This is a genomic window from Occallatibacter sp. FHG110214_02, from assembly GCF_059115385.1.
This window is the reverse complement of the sequence record NZ_JBZYWK010000006.1, coordinates 64581-81718: the sequence shown is the minus strand read 5'-3', so window position 1 is coordinate 81718 and position 17138 is coordinate 64581. Positions and strand designations below refer to the sequence as shown.

Below are 17138 nucleotides of genomic sequence, written 5' to 3'. Positions count from 1 at the left end.
GTTCATCCGCTGTCTACAGAATAGTGCGTTGCAGGAAATCGTTGGTGAACTTTCCTTCAGGATCGTAAGTATGCACAAGCTTGCGGAAGTCGTTTGCACGCGGATATCTATGTTCCAGTTGTTCCTTTGAAACGGAGAAAACCTTCGCCCAGTGCGGCCTTGGGTTGAAGGGCGCAAGCTTCTCTTCTATCTGTGGCGTCAGCTCGTGCACGGCATCTGCTTCGGGCTTCCAGGTAAAGTGAATTGCCAGCGATGAGCGCTCATAGGCCATGCTTAACCACAGGTCATCCGCTGCTATAGCGCGGAGCTCGGTGACAAGCAGATGCGGCGTGATGCGGTCGCGCAGTGTTTCCACAGCACGAATAGCTTGGTAACCCTCATCGAGTGGAACGAAATATTCCGTCTGGATCTCATGCCCGACAGACGGCGTGAAAGCGAGCTTGAAGTGAGGCAGGCGCTCATACCACGGCCCAGATATACCGCCCTGCTCCGTGCAGGGAGTCGCATCAGCATCCCTGCCCACAGGATGCAGCTTTTTATCGGCAAGCGTTGCACCATGGAAAGTAGCAGGCATAGGTGCTTTAGCTCCATGCGCCACGCGATGCTTCATCCACACCTGGTCAGCCTTGTTGCCTTGCCAATGAGTGAAAAGAGACACGCTATAAGCGGCCCCCATAATTTCAGCCAGGTGCGATTCGAGCGTGTCAAAGGAAAGATTTTCGTAGATGACCTGCGCTACTTCAAAGCTGGGCTGCACATCAACGGTGAGATGCGTGATTACGCCGAGCGCTCCTAGCGCAACAACCACGCCGGGAAAGGTCGCAGGATCGTGTGCGCGGGAGAGCTTGCGCGGCTTTCCATCAGCGGCGACAAATTCAACCTCGCGAATAGCCGTCGAGATGTTTCCGTTATGAACACCAGAGCCGTGCGTCGCAGTGGAGATGCAGCCTGCGAGCGAGATATGCGGCAGTGAAGGAAGATTGTGCAGCGCCCAGCCTTGCATGTCGATAGCGATGGCCAGATCACCAAGCCGAATCCCCGCGCCAGCCCGCACGGAATGCGTTGCGGCGTCTACCTCGACTGTCTTGAGGCCCAGCATGGAAATCTGGGCGGAGTTGGAGTCTGCGATGTCATTAAAGGAATGCCGTGTACCAAGAGCGCGCAGCTTGGCAGTCGTGCTGATGTCCTTTACCACTGCGGCGGAGTCCTCAGGCTGAAAGACGTGATCCGTGTGGTAGTGAAAAGTGCCGCTCCAGTTTTCTCGCGGAACGTTCGTCGTTTGTCCGTGCATGCGGTTTTGCTCCAGTGCCGAGACGGCTGCAGCTGCCGTGCCGAGGCGCAGAAACTCCCTGCGGTCAAGCGAAGCGCGGTCTTCGCGCATTGCTTCTATGTCATTCAAATTCAACGTATCGCGCATCTTACTCATAGGGAAGTTGCCAGCCCTTTCTTTGTGCACAGTTGTCCAATATGCTCGATTGCTGATGCGATGCGCAAGCCTTAAGGGAGGCGTGTCCCCGTTAAAAACGCTTTCGTGGTATCCTTAAGGTACGCTCAGTTGTTGGTTGTGAGCCGTTCTTGCCTCATCCGCTAGATCGCCCTCTACATAAATTCCCCGACCCCTCAGCGTAATGGTCCATTGAAGTCAAGGTTTCACCCTCTAAGGTGATTGACCGGACCAGGCTGCCACGCATCAGCGTGGTGCAGTCGAAGACGCTACGTGTGGCAAATCCTGAATCGGTTTGTGTGGATTTTTCGGGTAGGTTTCCGGATACGGGTTTTTCTGCATATCAAATTTGAAAGTCTTCCGCGCTGTTGCGGAAGCGATGCGACTGCGTTCGCCTAGGCAAGCCATGGATGATTCCAGAAACAATTCTGGAGGATGGTTTTGCGGGCTGGAATGCACGATAGGAACACATTGAAACTTTTTACCGAACTTGAGCTTTCAAAAACTATGCAGCGGCAGCTTGCCGATGCGAAATTCATTAACCCCACGCCGATTCAGGCGATGGCGATTCCTCCCGCGCTGGAAGGCCGCGACGTGCTGGCAACGGCACAGACCGGCACCGGCAAGACGCTCAGCTTTTTGATCCCCGTGATTGAGCGCCTGGCGGAGAGCCCGAAGGAAACCAAGGCTCTGGTCATGTTGCCCACGCGTGAGCTGGCAATGCAGTTGATGGAGAACTGGAACAAGCTGACGCGCAATCCACGCGGAGCCGCGCTGGTGTGCGGTGGTCTTGCGGAAGGCCCGCAACTGGCTGCAATCCGCAAGGGAGCCCGCCTGATTGTTGCCACCCCCGGTCGTCTCGAGGATTATCTCCAGCGCAACCTGGTAAAGCTCGACGGCGTGAAGATGATGGTGCTGGACGAAGTGGACCGCATGCTGGACATGGGCTTCAAGCCGGCCATCAAGCGGATTGCAGCCGTGCTGCCTGAAGACCGGCAGACGCTGTGCTATTCGGCCACGCTGAGCCCCGCGATTCGCGAGGTGACGAATCTTTATCTCAACAACCCGGTGCGCGTGGAGATTGCTTCCGAGCTGAAGCCTTCGCCGAACGTGAAGCTGCAGAGCTTCGAGGTTCCGACGGACAAGAAGCAGGAGCTCTTGGAGCACTTGCTCGACCAGCACGACGGCAGCTTTATGGTCTTCGTGCGCACCAAGCATGGCGCGGATCGCGTCGCACGCCGCTTGTCCAAGGCCGGTTTCACGGCAGCCCCCATTCACGGAGACCGCTCGCAGTCGCAACGCAGCTCCGCTCTCCGCGGATTTGCCGAAGGCCGTCATCGCGTTCTGGTGGCTACGGACGTGGTTGCTCGCGGCATTGACGTGGCCAACGTGGCGCACGTGGTCAACTACGACATTCCGCGCGAAGTGGAAGACTTCGTGCATCGCGTAGGCCGCACGGGCCGCGCTTCAAGCCATGGCGTAGCTTCCACCTTTGCTGCTCCGGACGAAGTGCGAGCGTTGAAGAAGATTGAGCGCGCTCTGTCGGTTACTCCGAAGAAGTACCGCGTAAGCGCAAACAACGCATCGATGCAGCAGGTTGCTTAATTTCCATTGAGTGGTTCTTCACGGCCTCCTTACATTGTAAGGAGGCCGTTTTATTTGGCGTGTATTTGTTCCAGCAGCCGATATTTATTCCGGTAAGATTGAGGAACGAATTTCATTGCTGCAAGTCCAACAGACAATCTCATACATAAAAGGATGAGCGAAGAGAAATTGCCCACCAGCCAACGCGCCCCCGGCATGCGTAAGCTTCGTCTGCTGTCCCTGCTTGCCGCCACCTACTTCATGGTGTCGGGCGGGCCGTATGACATTGAGGACATCATCGGCTACGGCGGCTATGGCCGCGCTCTTCTTCTGCTCTTTCTCCTTCCCTTTTTCTGGAGCTTCCCAACTGCCCTGATGCTGGGAGAACTCGCCTCCGCCGTGCCGGCAGAAGGCGGTTTCTACGCATGGGTGCGTCGTGCAATGGGCCCATTCTGGGGCTTTCAGGAAGCGTGGCTTTCGCTCGCTTCGTCAGTCTTCGACATGGCAATTTACCCCACCACATTTGTGCTCTACCTCGGTCGGCTCGCGCCATCGCTGACCACAGGGCATCGCGGCCTGCTGCTTGAGCTTGCGGTTGTGGCAGCGGCAGTCACCTGGAACCTATGCGGAGCCGCAGCCGTGGGCGAGGGTTCGGTAAAGCTGTGGCTCATCTCCATCTCGCCGTACATCGTAATGGTGGGCCTTGCCGTCTATGTAGGATTTCTCGGCAAGCAGGGACTATTCGGCGGCCATGCGTCGATGGCGCATCCCGCAAACGCGGATTTTTCAACCGCGGTGCTGGTGGCAATGTGGAACTACATGGGTTGGGACAACGCAACCACTGTCGCCAACGAGGTGGATAACCCACAGCGCAACTATCCGCGCATGGTGCTAACGGCAGTTGTGCTCATCATGATTACCTACGCCATTCCGATTGCGGCAGTCGCATGGGCAGGAATCCCATCCTCCAACTTTTCCACCGGCGCATGGGTAGATGCGGCTCGCACGCTGGGCGGCCCAGCGCTGGCAACGGCTGTGGTTCTAGCAGGTGTCGTCGATGACTTCGGCACCTTCAGCAATCTCACCATGTCCTATACACGCTTGCCTCACGCACTGGCTGAAGACGGTTTTCTTCCAAAAGCATTCACGCGCAGGCTGCGGAACGGCTCGCCGTGGGTAGCAGTGCTTGCCTGCGGTCTGTGTTGGGCGCTCGCGCTCGGCTTCACCTTTGAGCGGCTGATAACTGTGGACCTGGTGTTATGGGGCCTGTCGATGATTCTCGAATTCCTCGCTCTCGTCATCCTTCGCCGCAAAGAGCCTCTGCTGCCGCGCCCATTCCGCATCCCCGGCCCGGACTGGGTGCCGATTGTTCTCGGCATCGGCCCCGTAGCGCTTACCATCTACGCGCTCTATGTCTCGCGAACCGAAACAGTCGCAGGAGTCTCCGCCTTCGCATTTGCCATGACAATTGCACTGCTTGGCTTGCCAATTTATTTCCTCGCAAAAATCTCGCAGCGCAAGCGAATGCCAGGCAGCAGCGCAAATGCGTTCCCCGGCAATCTGGACGCATAAGACTGCGTTTTTATATATCCTCTGCAGGCAATGCCTCATCAGCCGCCTGTATCGCCCGCTTCGCCAGCTCACGAAATGTCTCCCGCAGTTCTGGCGGACTGTGAATAACAATCTTGCGGCCCAGCGTAAGCAGCATCGCGGCAAACATGTCGAGATGATCGCGCCCACAACGAATGCGCGTGCCGCTTCCTTCCGCTTCCGTAGCCACGCGCCACGGTGTAGAAAAGTGTTGCCCAGCTTCTTCAATCGGCATGTCAATCCAGATATCAATCTGATAATCCGATTGAATAAACGGCATGCTCTTCTGCATGTGGCTGCGCGCGTCAAAGGTGGCAGGTCGCTGAAACCCAACAGCCGTAACTTCAAGGTCAGAGATGCGGTCCAGCCGAAAAGTCCGCAACGCCTTGCGCGTCAGGCAATGGCCAATTAGATACCACCGCCCGTCCGTATGCATCACGGCATAGGGCTCAATGTGCCTGCGCGTAACAGCACCGCTGTGTGCTTGATACCCAAAGCGAATCCGCTTGCTGGTCCGGATAGCGGAAGCAGCGCGTATCAAGTGCTCAACCGACGTGGAGACAACCCACGGCCCCGGCTCAATCGCCACCACATCCTCTACTGTGCGAATGCTCTCGCGCAGCGAATCCGGCAGCACGCGTCGCAGCTTGGCCAGCGCGCTCTCTGTATCAGGCGCAAAAGCCGACAAGCCAATCTGCCGCAGCGCCCGCAACCCAAGCGAAAGCGCAAAGGCCTCCTCATTCGTAAGCAGCAGCGGCGGCAGCCGGTAACCAGGCCGCAGCCGGTAAGCCCCGCCAACCCCCGGCGTGGAATCAATCGGGATGTTCAAATCCTTGAGCCGCACAATGTAGCGCTGCACCGTGCGCAGGTCCACTTCCAATCGGCCTGCCAGCTCCGAGCCGGAAACATGGTCGCGCGCCTGCAGAATCTCAAGCACCGTCAGCACGCGCATAATCGGGTCATACATAGAAAATTCAATCCTGCCTCGAATTTACGACAGATCCTGTCGGGAATCCCGCCTAATCTGCCTCTGAGCCCGAAAAAGGGCAATCAGGAGGATGGAAATGGCGACTGCAATAACCGAAGTAAGCGTGCTCACGGCAGATGAGCTGTTGAAGCACTGGCAGGGACACAGGTGTCTAACGCGGCGCGTAATTGAGGCGTTCCCTGAGGACAAGCTCTTCAGCTTTTCCATAGGCGGCATGCGCCCGTTTGCGGACATGATCTGGGAGTTCATTGGCATGGCGCTTCCGATTGTGGATGGCGTGGCGACCGGCAAGTGGGAAAGGTTTCAAGGCACAAAGCCAACAACGAAAGACGAGTTGCTGAAGCTGTGGGACGAGCAGACAGAAGAGCTGCAGAAGAAATTCCCGCAGATTCCAGCCGAGCGCTTCAGCGAGGTCGAGAAGGCCTTTGGCATGTGGGAAGGGGCGGGAATCAAGACAATCGAATACGCAATTGACAACGAGATTCACCACCGCGGGCAGGGCTACGTCTACCTGCGCGCGCTGGGTATTGAGCCGCCGCACTTCTGGGAGCGCGACTAGCAGACAACCTCAATCAACGGCTGCCGTCTGCGGAGTTCTCTCAGGCGGCAGCCGTTCTTTTTTCAGGGAGCATATCGATGAGAATTCTTTGCCTCAGCTTTCTTCCCGAACTTTTTCTTTTCGGCTGCGTACTTTCCTGCATCCTCCAGCGTAATTATGTGCGGATTAGAAAGTAGAAGCGGACGAGATGACCGGCCAGTGGATGCCTGATTTTGAACAACTGATAGAGGAGCACCAATCGATGGTCTTTTCGCTGGCCTTGCGGATGACGGGCGACCGCGGGCTGGCCGAGGAGATTGCCCAGGACGTGTTCCTCGAGTTGGACCGCAATCTCGGGCGGATAGAGTCTGCAGAGCATGCCTGCTTCTGGCTGCGGCGCGTAACCATGAGCAGGTCCACGGATGCGATGCGTCGTCGAAAGGTTCGCGGCTTGGACCTTTGGGTAGAGATGGAACCGGCGCATGACGTAAGCGCGGAAAACAGCGCGAATACTGCAGCATCAAGATTGGGTTCGCGCTTGGAAGGGTTGTTGACAGCATTACCGGAAGCGCAGAGAGCGGCAATCCTGTTGCGTTACCAGGAAGACATGACGCCGCAGGAAATAGCCGAAGCAATGGAGATGCCGGTGGCTACGGTCAAAAGCCAGTTGCAGCGCGGATTGAAGCTGCTGCGAGCCAGGGCCGAAGGAACGCTGCGGGAGTTTATTCGCTGATGGAAAAGAACCGGCGTCAGACCGGGATGCAAAGCAAGGAGCGGGAGTAGAGCGATGGACAAGTTTGAACAGGAACTATGCGAACTGCTGGCGCGTCGGCCAGCGCCTCCGGGCCTGAAGCAGAGAATTCTGGCGGAGAAGGCGCGTCGAGCCGCGGCAAAGAAGCACGAGTACTCGCAGATGTGGATGAAGCTGGCAGCTTCCTTGGCAATTGCCGCAGTGTTGGCCGGAGCTGCAGGCTGGCAGTGGAGACACGAAGACGACAAGCGCAAGGGAGAAGAGGCGCGGCGGCAGGTAATGACGGCGCTACGAATTACAGGCAAGGCGCTGGACGCAGTGCAGACGCGATTAGCGGAACACGACAAGGACGGGGAGTAAAAACGGAATGAAGAAGATCATCGCAGGTTTGATTTTGGGATTAACGGCAGCGGTCGCAGGAGCGCAGCAGTTGCCGGCTCCGTCGCCACTTGAGAAGGAGCTGGCAGCAAAAGCTTCGGATGTAACGGAAGTCACGTTGAACAAAAGCATGCTGGGCTTTGCGGCAAAGTTCATGGATAAGAACGATAAAGACGACCAGGAAGCAAAGCAGTTAATTCAGAACCTCGATGGAATTTACGTGCGTGAATACGAGTTCGATCACGAGGGCGAAGTAACTCCGGAGAAGGTGGCGCAGTTGCGCAGCTATTACCTTGGCGGAACAGGCGAGTGGCTGCCAATGGTGCATGAGCGCGAGACCAAGTCCCGTGAAACGACCGATGTGCTGATGAAGATGGTGAACGGCGAGCCGCACGGTCTGTTTGTTTTTACTTCGGAGCCGAAAGAGCTGACGATTGTCATGATTCTCGGCCCAATCAAGATGGAAGACCTGAGCAAGCTGCATGGCATTGGCGGACTGGGTGGCGCGTTGAGTGGCGTTGAAAAAAGCAGGCATGGCAAAGGAGGCAGCGAATGAGAGGCTTGGTCTGGGTTCCTATAGCGGCAATGGCGTTAGCTGTTCCAGTAGCGGTGCTTGCGAACAGCAGTGAGCGCGGCTTTGACGGCGTGGTTGGCGCAATTGAGTATCGGTACAACGTGCACGCAACCAAGATTCCCATGATGGGGTTGATAAGTTTTATCGCCCGCAGAGCGAGCCATGGCGCGGCAGCCAATCTGCATGTAGCGGAGTTCGAGGACTTCCACGCCGATGTGGATGGGCAGGAACTGGACCGGCTCGTAGAAGACCGGATAGGCGAAGGCTGGAGCCGCGTAGTGCGGGAAACATCTAAGGCTGGACACGAGCAGACGCTGGTATTCATGCGCGATGAAGGCTCGCGCATGGGATTGTTTGTTATCGATAAGGACGGCGGGGAACTGGACGTAGTGCAGGTTTCCGTAGACCCATCGCATGTCGATAGCGAACTGGGCAAATACACGCACCATCATGAAGGCAACAACGCGGATTCGGATTAAGCATCATCCGACGAATCATAATTTTGATTTTCCGGAGGGAGCAGGGGCCTTCAGGCGCCTGAATGCAGGCTCCAATGCAAGGGGCTTTAGCCCTGGGCTTCTTCTCAATACGGCCGTGCTGGTCTTGAAATCCGATTCATTAACCACTCCCCGGCACGGCAATGTATCAGCCCTGCCAATTTTCGCAATTCTCCGCAGCAGCTACAATCGGCGTACATGGATAGCTCGTCGAGTTCAGGGGAAGCGGTTTCCGTATACCGGGGGCGGCTTGCGCCTTCTCCCACGGGCTATTTGCATCTGGGCCATGCGCGAACCTTCTTCACCGCGTACCAGCGTGCGCGCGATGCAGGCGGAACGCTGGTCATGCGCATGGAAGATCTCGACACGCAGCGCAGCAAAAATGCGTATGCCGAGGCCGCGTACGAGGACCTGCGCTGGCTGGGCATTCGCTGGCAGGAAGGTCCCGACAAAGGCGGCCCCTATGCGCCCTATCTGCAAAGCAAGCGCCGCGCAATTTATCTCGAAGCATGGCGCAGGCTCTTGAGAGGCGGCTTCTTGTTTCCCTGCTCATGCTCGCGAAAAGACTTGGAAGCAGCATTGGGCGCTCCGCACGAAAATGGCGGCGACACAGACGATGAGCCTCTGTATCCCGGAACCTGCCGCGTGAACCAGGGATTTGTGCGGCAGTTACCGGGACCAACCGCGGAGATGATGGAAGTCCCCGACGGCGTGAACTGGCGTTTCCGCGTGCCAGACGGCGAAGCGATCGAGTTTCACGACGAAAACCTCGGCCCGCAGCGCTACATAGCCGGCGTAGACTTTGGCGACTTCGTAGTGTGGCGGCGCGACGGCATGCCCAGTTACCAGTTGGCCTGCGTAGCCGACGACGCAGCCATGGACATTACCGAAGTTGTGCGCGGAGCCGACTTGCTGAAGTCCACAGCGCGGCAAATCCTGCTCTACCGCGCCCTGGGCATCGAGCCTCCCAAGTGGTACCACTGCCGCCTGGTGCTCGACCACAATGGCAAGCGCCTTGCCAAGCGTCACGACGCCCTGAGCCTCCGCGAGCTGCGCAAAAAAGGACTAACTCCGCTGAAAGTGCTCGCAGCGAATGTCCCAATGGAATAGCCGCGAATCTCACAAAAAAAGCGGCAAGCCCAATCTCAAGGCTGTCCGCTTTTCCATGCGCGTTACTTATGCTTGATAAACGTCCCGCGCTGCAGCTCATTCATTGCCTGCTGCAACTCAGACTGCGTATTCATAACGATAGGCCCATACCACGCCACCGGCTCTTCAAGCGGCTTGCCGGAGATAAGCAAAAACCGAATGCCTTCCGCACCGGAGCGCACCACAATCTCATCGCCACGGTCAAAGAGCACAAGCGAATGATTCTTCGCATCATAAACAGGCGCAGCATTAGGATCGCTGGCAGATTCCGTCAACACTGCCTGCGGATCGCTCGCATCGCGAAAGGTTCCCGATCCCGCAAAGACATAAGCGAAAGCATTGCGCTCAACTTCCACTTGAATGCGCCGCGTCCTGTTCGGCGGCACCGAGATATCCAGATAACGCGGCTCAGCCGCCACGCCCTCCACCGGCCCAGTCCTGCCCCAGAAGGTGCCGCAGATAATTCGCGCGCTCGTGCCATCATCCTCGGTAACTTCAGGAATAGCAGTCGAAGGAATGTCCTGATACCGCGGGTCGGTCATCTTCAGGCTCGAAGGCAAGTTCGCCCATAGCTGAAAGCCCGCCGAGCGCCCCCGCACATCTCCTTCCGGCATCTCCTGGTGCAAAATGCCCGACCCCGCCGTCATCCACTGAATGTCGCCCGCGCCAAGATAGCCCTTGTTGCCAAGGCTGTCCTGATGCGTCACCCCGCCCGAAAGAACATAAGTAATCGTCTCAATGCCGCGATGCGGATGCCACGGAAATCCAGCCATATAGTCGCTCGGATTCTCATTGCGAAAGTCGTCCAGCATCAGGAAAGGATCGAACTCCTTGGTCTTGCCAAAGCCAAAAGCGCGGCGAAGCTTAACGCCTGCTCCCTCAAGGGTAGGTTTTGATTCGATAATTTCTTTCACAGCGCGCAGGGACATAACTGGACCTCCTTTTTTGCGTACATGGAATTGGATGCACGTAAGAGAAATTCGTTGCAACGACTATTTATTCACAAACGACATCAACCCCATCCTCACGGCAGAAAAGCCCTTAAGGATGCGTCTTATGCCTGAGCTTCATGGTCTCTCAAGCCAATCAGATACAGCAGCCCGTCCAGCCCAAGATTCGCCAGCGAGTGGTCCGCCTTCTGCCGCACAACCGGCTTGGCGCGGTAGGCAATGCCCATGCCGGCCAACTCCATCATCGGCAGGTCATTCGCCCCGTCACCTACGGCCACAGCCTGTTCCAGCGGAATATTCTCGCGCTGCGCAATCATCTGCAACATTTCGGCCTTGCGCACGCCGGTCATAATCGGCGGAATCACGTTTCCGGTCACCTTGCCGTCGATAATTTCCAGTTCGTTGGCATGGAATTCGTCAACGCCCAACTTCTCCTGCAGCGACTTCGCAAAGAAGTTAAAGCCGCCCGAGAGAATAACCGTTCGGTAGCCGCGAGATTTCAGCATACGAAAAAGCCGCTCCGCTCCCGGAGAGAGCGGAATACTGTTGAGCAGGGAGTCAACCCGCTCAGCGGGCAGTCCCTTCAGCAGCCCCACCCGCCGCGTAAAGCTCTGGGCAAAGTTAAGCTCGCCGCGCATCGCCGCTTCGGTAATCTTGGAAACCTCTTCACCCACCCCAGCCAGCTTGGCCAGCTCGTCAATCACCTCGCCCTGGATCAGCGTCGAGTCCATGTCAAAGGCAAACAGGCTGCGGCTCTTGCGATGCGGCGTATCCCGCTGCAGCACAATATCAAGGGAGAGCTCCGTAGCGGCAGCCATCAACTCCGCGCGCAGCGCATGCTCATCCGCAGGCGTACCCGCGAGATGCCATTCCAAAGCCGCGTTAAAAGGTTCGGAGACAGGTTCAAGGCTGGCAGTCAACTGCACAGCCTTCGCAATTTCAAGACCGTGGGCAACAAGAATGCCGCGAACGCGTTCCTGCTGCGGAGCAGTGATAGCGGAACCGAGGAGAATAAGAAGCAGTGGATGATTTTCGTGCGGAATGGTTGCGGCTGTCATGCTCATTCCACTATACGGGGAGAGGTAGGGAGCGAAGAAAAGGGATGCAAGAGGGAAGAGGAACGCTGAGTCGGCGCAGTTTTGCAAAACGCGTGTTTGCCTTGGGATGCGTTGCGATGAGTAGTGTGGAGATGCTGAGTCTGCCAATAGTTGCTGAAGGAGAGCCACTGCCGCCGTGGTCGCCGGGTGCGCTGGATATTCACCACATCGACACGGGCCGCGGCAATGCAACCTTCGTGCTCGCGCCGGACGGTACAACCATGCTGATCGACTGCGGCACCTCCAACGAGGCTTTGGATGTGACCGCTCCTCCGCGTCCCAACGCGACGCGCCAGCCGGGCGAATGGGTCTCCCGTTACGCGCTGCGTCAGGCTCGCGCCGCAGGCCGAACAACCCTCGATTACGCCATTGCCACGCACGTGCATCCAGACCATGTCGGAGACGTTCCCGCTGGCGCACCACCAGGGCAGGACGGATTTGTAGCGACAGGCTTAAGCCAGGTAGATGCCCTGATGCCGATCGCGAGAGTAATTGACCGCAGCTATCCGGACTACGGTTTGCTGCCGCCGGCAAAGGCTCCGTTCGTGGAAAATTACCTTGCATGGCTGGCTTCGCGGCAGCGTGCAGGCAAGCGCGTAGAGCGCGCAGAAGTTGGCTCGAGCAATCAGATTCAGTTACGAGCTCCATCCAAGTCCCCAGCATTTTCCATGCGAGTCTTAGCCGCAAATGGCCACGTATGGACAGGCAAGGGAACAGAGAGCCGTTCCATATTTCCAGACCTCACCACGGTTCCAGCAGCGGAGCGCCCTGCAGAAAACAACTGCTCCATAGCGCTGCGCATTGGCTTGGGCAAGTTCTCCTATTTCACCGGCGGAGATTTGAATGCCGACACGCACGATGGCCGCGAACCGTGGCTCGATGTCGAGTCAGCCGTAGTGGAAGCCTGTGGCCGCGTAGAAGTAGCGCTGGCCGATCATCATGGCTACTTCGACGCCTGTGGTCGCGCGTTTGTAAAGCAGCTCGATGCGCAAGCCTACGTCATTCCCGCCTGGCACATGACACACCCGGCGCAGGCACAGCTTGAGCGGATGCTCGGCGCGTGGCCGAATGAAAAATTGCATGACGTATTCGCGCTGGAGATGCTGCCTGCGAACAAGCAACTCAACTCGCGCTGGCTGCGGCAAATGCGCAGCACGCAGGGCCATGTAGTGGTGCGTGTGGCCGCGGATGGAAACAGCTACAGGATTTTCGTAGTGGATAGCACGACAGAAGATGGCCGAGTGACGTTGGCCAGTGTGCCTTATCTGTGCAGAGACTAAGAGGAAAGTGTTTCAGAAACCACGAATGCCGCGCGACTTTTTCTGCCGCGCGGCATGATGAGGTAATACAGCCAGCAACTGCACGGATGGCGCGCAAAGCGCACAGTGGCTGCATGCAATGCCTTAGGCGGCCTTGACGAACTGCACGTCGAGCGTGATGGTCACGTCTTCGCCCACAAGCACGCCACCGGTTTCCAGGGCCGCGTTCCAGGTCAAGCCAAAGTCCTTGCGATTGATCTTGGTGCTGGCAAGGAGGCCGATGCGCTGGTTGCCCCAGGGGTCCTTGGCTGGCTCGGAGAACTCTTCCACCGCAAAGGTGACGGGCTTGGTAACGCCATGCAGCGTCAGGTCACCGGTAACCGAGTACTCGCCGGAGCCCTTCGGTTCCACCTTGCTGGACTTGAAGGTAAGCGTCGGGAACTGGGCCGCGTCAAAGAAATCAGCGCTCTTGAGGTGGTTGTCGCGGTCGCCAGCGCCGGTGTCGATGGTGGTGACGTCGATGGTCGCGTCCACTTCGTGCAGGGTGTTGTCGGTTTCGTGTAGCGTCAGCACGCCGGAGAGGCCGGTGAACTTGCCCTTGATCCAGGAGATGGCGAGATGGCGAACTTTGAACTCAGCTGCGGAGTGGGCGGGATCGAGATTCCAGGTGGTTGTGGACATAGGTTTTGAAACTCCTTTTTTGTGGCTTCGGAAGGATAGGATGCACGAAAACTGATAGTCGTTGCAACAACTATTTTGAAATTTTAGAAAATTTCTAAATTGCGCCAATTTCCCATTCAAACCCGTCCACAAAACCAGAGGTTGTCATCCTGAGCGTAGCCACCGGGCATCGGGTGCCCCCGGTCCCTGGCATTTGGGGACCGGGGATACCCATACCGAGAGTTCTTCCCGCATCAAGCTCTCCCGCTGTCCTGTGGAAAAATCCTGTCAAGCCCCAAACCCGAAAATATTTCCTAACGCATTGATTCCATTGAGCAAAATTCCTCTCCAGATTTGCGCTCAATTATGCGAAATCTGCCACAATAGAATCAGTAGAAGAAGAACGGCCCGATTCCAAAGGAATCGGGCCGTTCTGTTTTCCACTGGTTCGCCAAGCGCGAAGCGCTGCTAACTAGCTACACCAAAAGAAAGGAGACTCCATGCCGTCAACAGCAAGCACAATCCCCTGTACCCTGCACCCCGTACCCTGTCCCCGGCCTTTTGCACAGTTCCGGAATAAAGAAACTGCACAGTCCCTGTGCAATCACCCACAACCCATACAAAACAAAAGAAATGGGAAAGCACCCCGCTGTGCGCATACACACGGACGCATAAGGGAACCGTAAAAGACAGACCGCAGCACCAGTCTCCTTGTCCCCTCGTTTCCTTGTCCCCTGTATCACCCCACCGTCTATACTTGACCTTCGGACCCGAAACTAATGACAGCCAAAGTATCTGTTGAAGAAGTCGAGCGCGTAGCCGAGCTGGCCCATCTGGAGCTAACGCCGGAAGAAATCCCCTCCATGGTCACCGACCTGAACGCCATCCTGGATTACATTGCCGAGCTCAATCAGCTCGACACCTCCGGAGTGGCCCCGCTAGCCCAGATCAGCGAGCTTCCCGGCGCTGGCGGAGCAGCCGAGCTGCGCAATGACGTCATCGAGCCCTCGCTCAACCGCGCCGCCGTAATGCCCGAGGCCCCCGAATCGGATGGCCGCTTCTTCAAAGTCCCCAAAGTCATTGAGCGCTAGGGACATAGAAACCACGGACGTAGGGGAACAGGAAAAGACGGAATGACGACTGCTGCCACCAATTTTGTAGAAAAGCCGAAAACCCTCGCCGAGCTGAAGGACGGAATCTCCTCAGGAACCACCAAGGCCGCCGACCTCGCCGCAACATATTTCAACCGCATCGCCGCCATCAACCCCGAGCTCAATGTCTACCTGAGCCTCGCAAAAGGTCGCGCCCTCGAAAAAGCCGCACAGATCGACGCCCTGGCCGCCAAAGGCGATCCTTTGCCCATCCTCGCCGGAATCCCGGTAGGCATCAAGGACGCCATCGTCATGAAAGGCGCCCCTGCCACCGCTGGTTCCAAAATTCTCAAGGGTTACGAGCCTCCCTACGACGCAACCACCGTCACAAAGCTTGACGAAGCCGGAGCCATCCTGCTCGGCAAGGTCAACTGTGACGAGTTTGCCATGGGCTCCTCCAACGAAAACTCCGCCTACGGCCCGGTTAAGAACCCCGTAGCTCCCGACCGCGTTCCCGGCGGCTCATCCGGCGGTTCCGCTGCAGCGGTTGCAGCTAATATTGCCGTGGCCACGCTCGGTTCCGACACGGGCGGCTCCATTCGCCAGCCCGCCAGCTTCTGCGGCGTCGTGGGAGTGCTGCCCACGTGGGGCCGCGTCTCGCGCTACGGTCTTATCGCCTTCGCCTCCTCGCTCGACCGCATCGGCCCCTTCGCAGCCAACGTCCGCGATGCGGCCACGCTGCTCGGCGTCCTCGCCGGACACGATCCCAAGGACGCCACCAGCTCTCCCACTCCGGTCCCCGACTACGCCGCCGAAAGCGACAAAGGCGCATCCGGCCTGCGCATCGGCATTCCCGCCGAATACTTCGGCGAAGGCCTCGACCCCGAAGTACGCGCCGCCGTAGAGAAGGGAATTGAAGATCTCAAAGCTGCTGGCGCAACCGTTAAGCCCATCTCCCTGCCGCATACCAAGTACGCCATTCCGACCTACTATCTGGTCGCCACGGCAGAAGCCAGCGCCAACCTCGCCCGCTTCGACGGCGTGCGCTACGGCTACCGCTCGCCTTCCAGCGAAAACCTCGCGTCCATGTACAAGCACTCCCGCGATGAAGGCTTCGGCTCTGAAGTCAAGCGCCGCATCCTGCTAGGCACCTACGCCCTCAGCGCCGGTTACTACGACGCCTACTATGGCAAGGCCCAGCAGGTCCGCCGCCTTCTCGCTGAAGAATTCCTCCGCGCCTTCGCCGACGTAGACGCCATCGTCACGCCAACTTCTCCCGTCCCGCCCTTCAAGCTAGGCGAAAAAACCGGCGACCCGCTCGCCATGTACCTCGCCGACATCTACACGGTGACGGCCAGCCTCGCCGGAATCTGCGGCGTAACCGTCCCCTGCGGCACAACCTCCGCCGGCCTCCCGGTTGGCATGCAAGTCCTCGCCAGCCACCTGCAGGAGAGCACAGCCTTCCGCGTAGCCCGCGCCGTAGAAGCCGCGCAGAAGTAAAAATTGCAGATATTCGAAGTAAGCCGGGGCTTCAGCCCCGGCTTTTCTCTGCAAAAAAATATCAAGACCTTTAGGCCCTGCGGTATGCTGTTCCCATCAATCCAGTAAATATGCAGCCAGTTGCCGAGCAGAGAGCATCCCGGCTGCCCATGCAATCACTTTTCCCTGATCCGCACAGATTTTCGCGATTTGGAGCATATTTTCATGCGCCTTGGGATTTTCTTTTCTGCCGTAGCCATGGTTCTCGCCACACAATTTCTAGTCGTACACGCCCACGCCGCCCGCAAGCCGCACGTAGTCGGCCTCGGAGCCTTCAAAAAAGTCTCGTACTCCAAAACCGGCGACCCCGAAGGCGCGCAGCCCGGTGAAGAATCTCTCAAAATCCGCCCTCTTGTTGTCGATGACCAGATCAAGGAATGGACCACCGGCGAAGCCCACGAAGTCACCGACCGCACCTTCGTCGTCCGCCGAGCCATCCGCCTCAACGACGCCCTCCCCAACGACAAGCTGGCGGCACAACACGAGCACTGGGTCTGGCAGCGCGGCCCATGGCTCATGGTAGACCGCATCAGCGGTCATGTAACCGCTTTAAAACTGCCCGACTACGAGCCGGGCGTCAGCCAAGTCACCTGGTTCCGCGATTACGGAGCCTACTGCGGCCTGACCGCCAGCGGCAAAATCCTCTACGCTGTCGTCGCCCAGCTAGCCGCCCGCAAGCCAGTCCTCGCCCAGAAGCTCAACCCCTACACGCCCGACCCCGCCCAGAAACTCCCCGCCTGTCTCGCGCCCGACTGGCAGCGCGACCCGCTCCGCATCACCTTCCATCCCGTCGGCAATGATGACGTGATTTACGAGATTGTTCCGGGTTCGGTGGTGCTGGTAGAAGAGACAGGCGATGATACCGATGCGACACCTGCGGCCCCGTCTCCGCAGAATTGAGATTCGCAGAGGGCGAGTCTTCCGGGAACTGCGCAGAACCCGCGTCGAAGGCGCAGTTTGCCATGCATCAAGCACCTTGACACGTGTGCATCTCGCCGTTTCTTATCTTGCTAGGCAATCTTGCGGGGATTTGTCCAGTTTCTACCGGC

17 protein-coding genes are annotated in these 17138 nt (G+C 57.9%); 12 read left to right on the top strand and 5 right to left on the bottom strand.

The window, feature by feature from the left end; all coding sequences use genetic code 11:
- Window positions 1-13 precede the first annotated feature (13 nt).
- Window positions 14-1426 carry a D-arabinono-1,4-lactone oxidase gene (locus AC5S3R_RS07545; RefSeq protein WP_494266408.1) on the bottom strand — a complete coding sequence of 471 codons (1413 nt, stop codon included), beginning with the start codon at window positions 1424-1426 and terminating at the stop codon, window positions 14-16.
- Window positions 1427-1915: 489 nt separating this feature from the next.
- On the opposite strand from AC5S3R_RS07545, the gene AC5S3R_RS07540 reads away from it, so the two are divergent.
- Together AC5S3R_RS07540 and AC5S3R_RS07535 are read left to right on the top strand one after the other, a co-directional pair.
- Window positions 1916-3049 (top strand): DEAD/DEAH box helicase, encoded by a 1134-nt coding sequence (locus AC5S3R_RS07540; RefSeq protein WP_494266407.1) that lies wholly within the window; start codon window positions 1916-1918, stop codon window positions 3047-3049.
- A gap of 153 nt (window positions 3050-3202) precedes the next feature.
- Window positions 3203-4600 (top strand): APC family permease, encoded by a 1398-nt coding sequence (locus AC5S3R_RS07535; RefSeq protein WP_494266406.1) that lies wholly within the window; start codon window positions 3203-3205, stop codon window positions 4598-4600.
- A 10-nt stretch (window positions 4601-4610) separates the two neighbouring features.
- Here AC5S3R_RS07535 and AC5S3R_RS07530 read toward each other — a convergent pair whose 3' ends face one another.
- Window positions 4611-5585: a helix-turn-helix transcriptional regulator gene (locus AC5S3R_RS07530; RefSeq protein ID WP_494266405.1), complete on the bottom strand. Its 975-nt coding sequence runs from the start codon at window positions 5583-5585 to the stop codon at window positions 4611-4613.
- Between the two features lie 97 nt (window positions 5586-5682).
- On the opposite strand from AC5S3R_RS07530, the gene AC5S3R_RS07525 reads away from it, so the two are divergent.
- The 6 genes from AC5S3R_RS07525 (at window position 5683) to gluQRS (ending at window position 9454) form a co-directional block, all read left to right on the top strand.
- Window positions 5683-6165, top strand: a complete 483-nt coding sequence (locus AC5S3R_RS07525; RefSeq protein WP_494266404.1) for a DinB family protein — start codon at window positions 5683-5685, stop codon at window positions 6163-6165.
- Between the two features lie 202 nt (window positions 6166-6367).
- Window positions 6368-6877, top strand: coding sequence for an RNA polymerase sigma factor (locus AC5S3R_RS07520; protein ID WP_494266403.1), 510 nt, complete (start codon window positions 6368-6370; stop codon window positions 6875-6877).
- Between the two features lie 54 nt (window positions 6878-6931).
- A complete protein-coding gene (locus AC5S3R_RS07515; protein ID WP_494266402.1) occupies window positions 6932-7255 on the top strand; it encodes a hypothetical protein in 324 nt (107 codons plus the stop codon).
- A 7-nt stretch (window positions 7256-7262) separates the two neighbouring features.
- Window positions 7263-7829 (top strand): DUF4252 domain-containing protein, encoded by a 567-nt coding sequence (locus AC5S3R_RS07510; RefSeq protein WP_494266401.1) that lies wholly within the window; start codon window positions 7263-7265, stop codon window positions 7827-7829.
- Window positions 7826-8326, top strand: a complete 501-nt coding sequence (locus tag AC5S3R_RS07505) for a hypothetical protein (RefSeq protein ID WP_494266400.1) — start codon at window positions 7826-7828, stop codon at window positions 8324-8326. Before AC5S3R_RS07510 ends, AC5S3R_RS07505 begins: the two co-directional genes overlap by 4 nt.
- 216 nt (window positions 8327-8542) lie before the next feature.
- Window positions 8543-9454 carry a tRNA glutamyl-Q(34) synthetase GluQRS gene (gene gluQRS / locus AC5S3R_RS07500; protein WP_494266399.1) on the top strand — a complete coding sequence of 304 codons (912 nt, stop codon included), beginning with the start codon at window positions 8543-8545 and terminating at the stop codon, window positions 9452-9454.
- Window positions 9455-9516: 62 nt separating this feature from the next.
- Here gluQRS and AC5S3R_RS07495 read toward each other — a convergent pair whose 3' ends face one another.
- Window positions 9517-10422 carry a pirin family protein gene (locus AC5S3R_RS07495; protein ID WP_494266398.1) on the bottom strand — a complete coding sequence of 302 codons (906 nt, stop codon included), beginning with the start codon at window positions 10420-10422 and terminating at the stop codon, window positions 9517-9519.
- A gap of 125 nt (window positions 10423-10547) precedes the next feature.
- Entirely contained in the window at window positions 10548-11501 is a 954-nt protein-coding gene (gene serB, locus AC5S3R_RS07490) for a phosphoserine phosphatase SerB (RefSeq protein ID WP_494266397.1), read from the bottom strand.
- Window positions 11502-11617: 116 nt separating this feature from the next.
- Here serB and AC5S3R_RS07485 point away from each other — a divergent pair, with 116 nt between their 5' ends.
- Window positions 11618-12820 (top strand): ComEC/Rec2 family competence protein, encoded by a 1203-nt coding sequence (locus tag AC5S3R_RS07485; RefSeq protein WP_494266396.1) that lies wholly within the window; start codon window positions 11618-11620, stop codon window positions 12818-12820.
- 123 nt (window positions 12821-12943) lie between these two features.
- Here AC5S3R_RS07485 and AC5S3R_RS07480 read toward each other — a convergent pair whose 3' ends face one another.
- Window positions 12944-13480 carry a YceI family protein gene (locus AC5S3R_RS07480; RefSeq protein WP_494266395.1) on the bottom strand — a complete coding sequence of 179 codons (537 nt, stop codon included), beginning with the start codon at window positions 13478-13480 and terminating at the stop codon, window positions 12944-12946.
- Between the two features lie 758 nt (window positions 13481-14238).
- Here AC5S3R_RS07480 and gatC point away from each other — a divergent pair.
- The 3 genes from gatC (at window position 14239) to AC5S3R_RS07465 (ending at window position 16989) form a co-directional block, all read left to right on the top strand.
- Window positions 14239-14550 carry an Asp-tRNA(Asn)/Glu-tRNA(Gln) amidotransferase subunit GatC gene (gene gatC / locus AC5S3R_RS07475; RefSeq protein ID WP_494266394.1) on the top strand — a complete coding sequence of 104 codons (312 nt, stop codon included), beginning with the start codon at window positions 14239-14241 and terminating at the stop codon, window positions 14548-14550.
- A gap of 42 nt (window positions 14551-14592) precedes the next feature.
- Window positions 14593-16050, top strand: coding sequence for an Asp-tRNA(Asn)/Glu-tRNA(Gln) amidotransferase subunit GatA (gatA, locus tag AC5S3R_RS07470; protein ID WP_494266393.1), 1458 nt, complete (start codon window positions 14593-14595; stop codon window positions 16048-16050).
- Between the two features lie 204 nt (window positions 16051-16254).
- On the top strand, window positions 16255-16989 hold the full coding sequence (locus tag AC5S3R_RS07465) for a hypothetical protein (RefSeq protein WP_494266392.1): 735 nt from the start codon (window positions 16255-16257) through the stop codon (window positions 16987-16989).
- The last annotated feature ends 149 nt before the right edge of the window (window positions 16990-17138 follow it).

Coding starts and splice junctions, on each gene's coding strand:
- AC5S3R_RS07545 (WP_494266408.1), bottom strand. CDS start 1,426: ATGAGTAAGATGCGCGATACGTTGAATTTGAATGACATAGAAGCAATG.
- AC5S3R_RS07535 (WP_494266406.1), top strand. CDS start 3,203: ATGAGCGAAGAGAAATTGCCCACCAGCCAACGCGCCCCCGGCATGCGT.
- AC5S3R_RS07530 (WP_494266405.1), bottom strand. CDS start 5,585: ATGTATGACCCGATTATGCGCGTGCTGACGGTGCTTGAGATTCTGCAG.
- AC5S3R_RS07525 (WP_494266404.1), top strand. CDS start 5,683: ATGGCGACTGCAATAACCGAAGTAAGCGTGCTCACGGCAGATGAGCTG.
- AC5S3R_RS07520 (WP_494266403.1), top strand. CDS start 6,368: ATGCCTGATTTTGAACAACTGATAGAGGAGCACCAATCGATGGTCTTT.
- AC5S3R_RS07515 (WP_494266402.1), top strand. CDS start 6,932: ATGGACAAGTTTGAACAGGAACTATGCGAACTGCTGGCGCGTCGGCCA.
- AC5S3R_RS07510 (WP_494266401.1), top strand. CDS start 7,263: ATGAAGAAGATCATCGCAGGTTTGATTTTGGGATTAACGGCAGCGGTC.
- AC5S3R_RS07505 (WP_494266400.1), top strand. CDS start 7,826: ATGAGAGGCTTGGTCTGGGTTCCTATAGCGGCAATGGCGTTAGCTGTT.
- gluQRS (WP_494266399.1), top strand. CDS start 8,543: ATGGATAGCTCGTCGAGTTCAGGGGAAGCGGTTTCCGTATACCGGGGG.
- AC5S3R_RS07495 (WP_494266398.1), bottom strand. CDS start 10,422: ATGTCCCTGCGCGCTGTGAAAGAAATTATCGAATCAAAACCTACCCTT.
- serB (WP_494266397.1), bottom strand. CDS start 11,501: ATGACAGCCGCAACCATTCCGCACGAAAATCATCCACTGCTTCTTATT.
- AC5S3R_RS07485 (WP_494266396.1), top strand. CDS start 11,618: ATGAGTAGTGTGGAGATGCTGAGTCTGCCAATAGTTGCTGAAGGAGAG.
- AC5S3R_RS07480 (WP_494266395.1), bottom strand. CDS start 13,480: ATGTCCACAACCACCTGGAATCTCGATCCCGCCCACTCCGCAGCTGAG.
- gatC (WP_494266394.1), top strand. CDS start 14,239: ATGACAGCCAAAGTATCTGTTGAAGAAGTCGAGCGCGTAGCCGAGCTG.
- gatA (WP_494266393.1), top strand. CDS start 14,593: ATGACGACTGCTGCCACCAATTTTGTAGAAAAGCCGAAAACCCTCGCC.
- AC5S3R_RS07465 (WP_494266392.1), top strand. CDS start 16,255: ATGCGCCTTGGGATTTTCTTTTCTGCCGTAGCCATGGTTCTCGCCACA.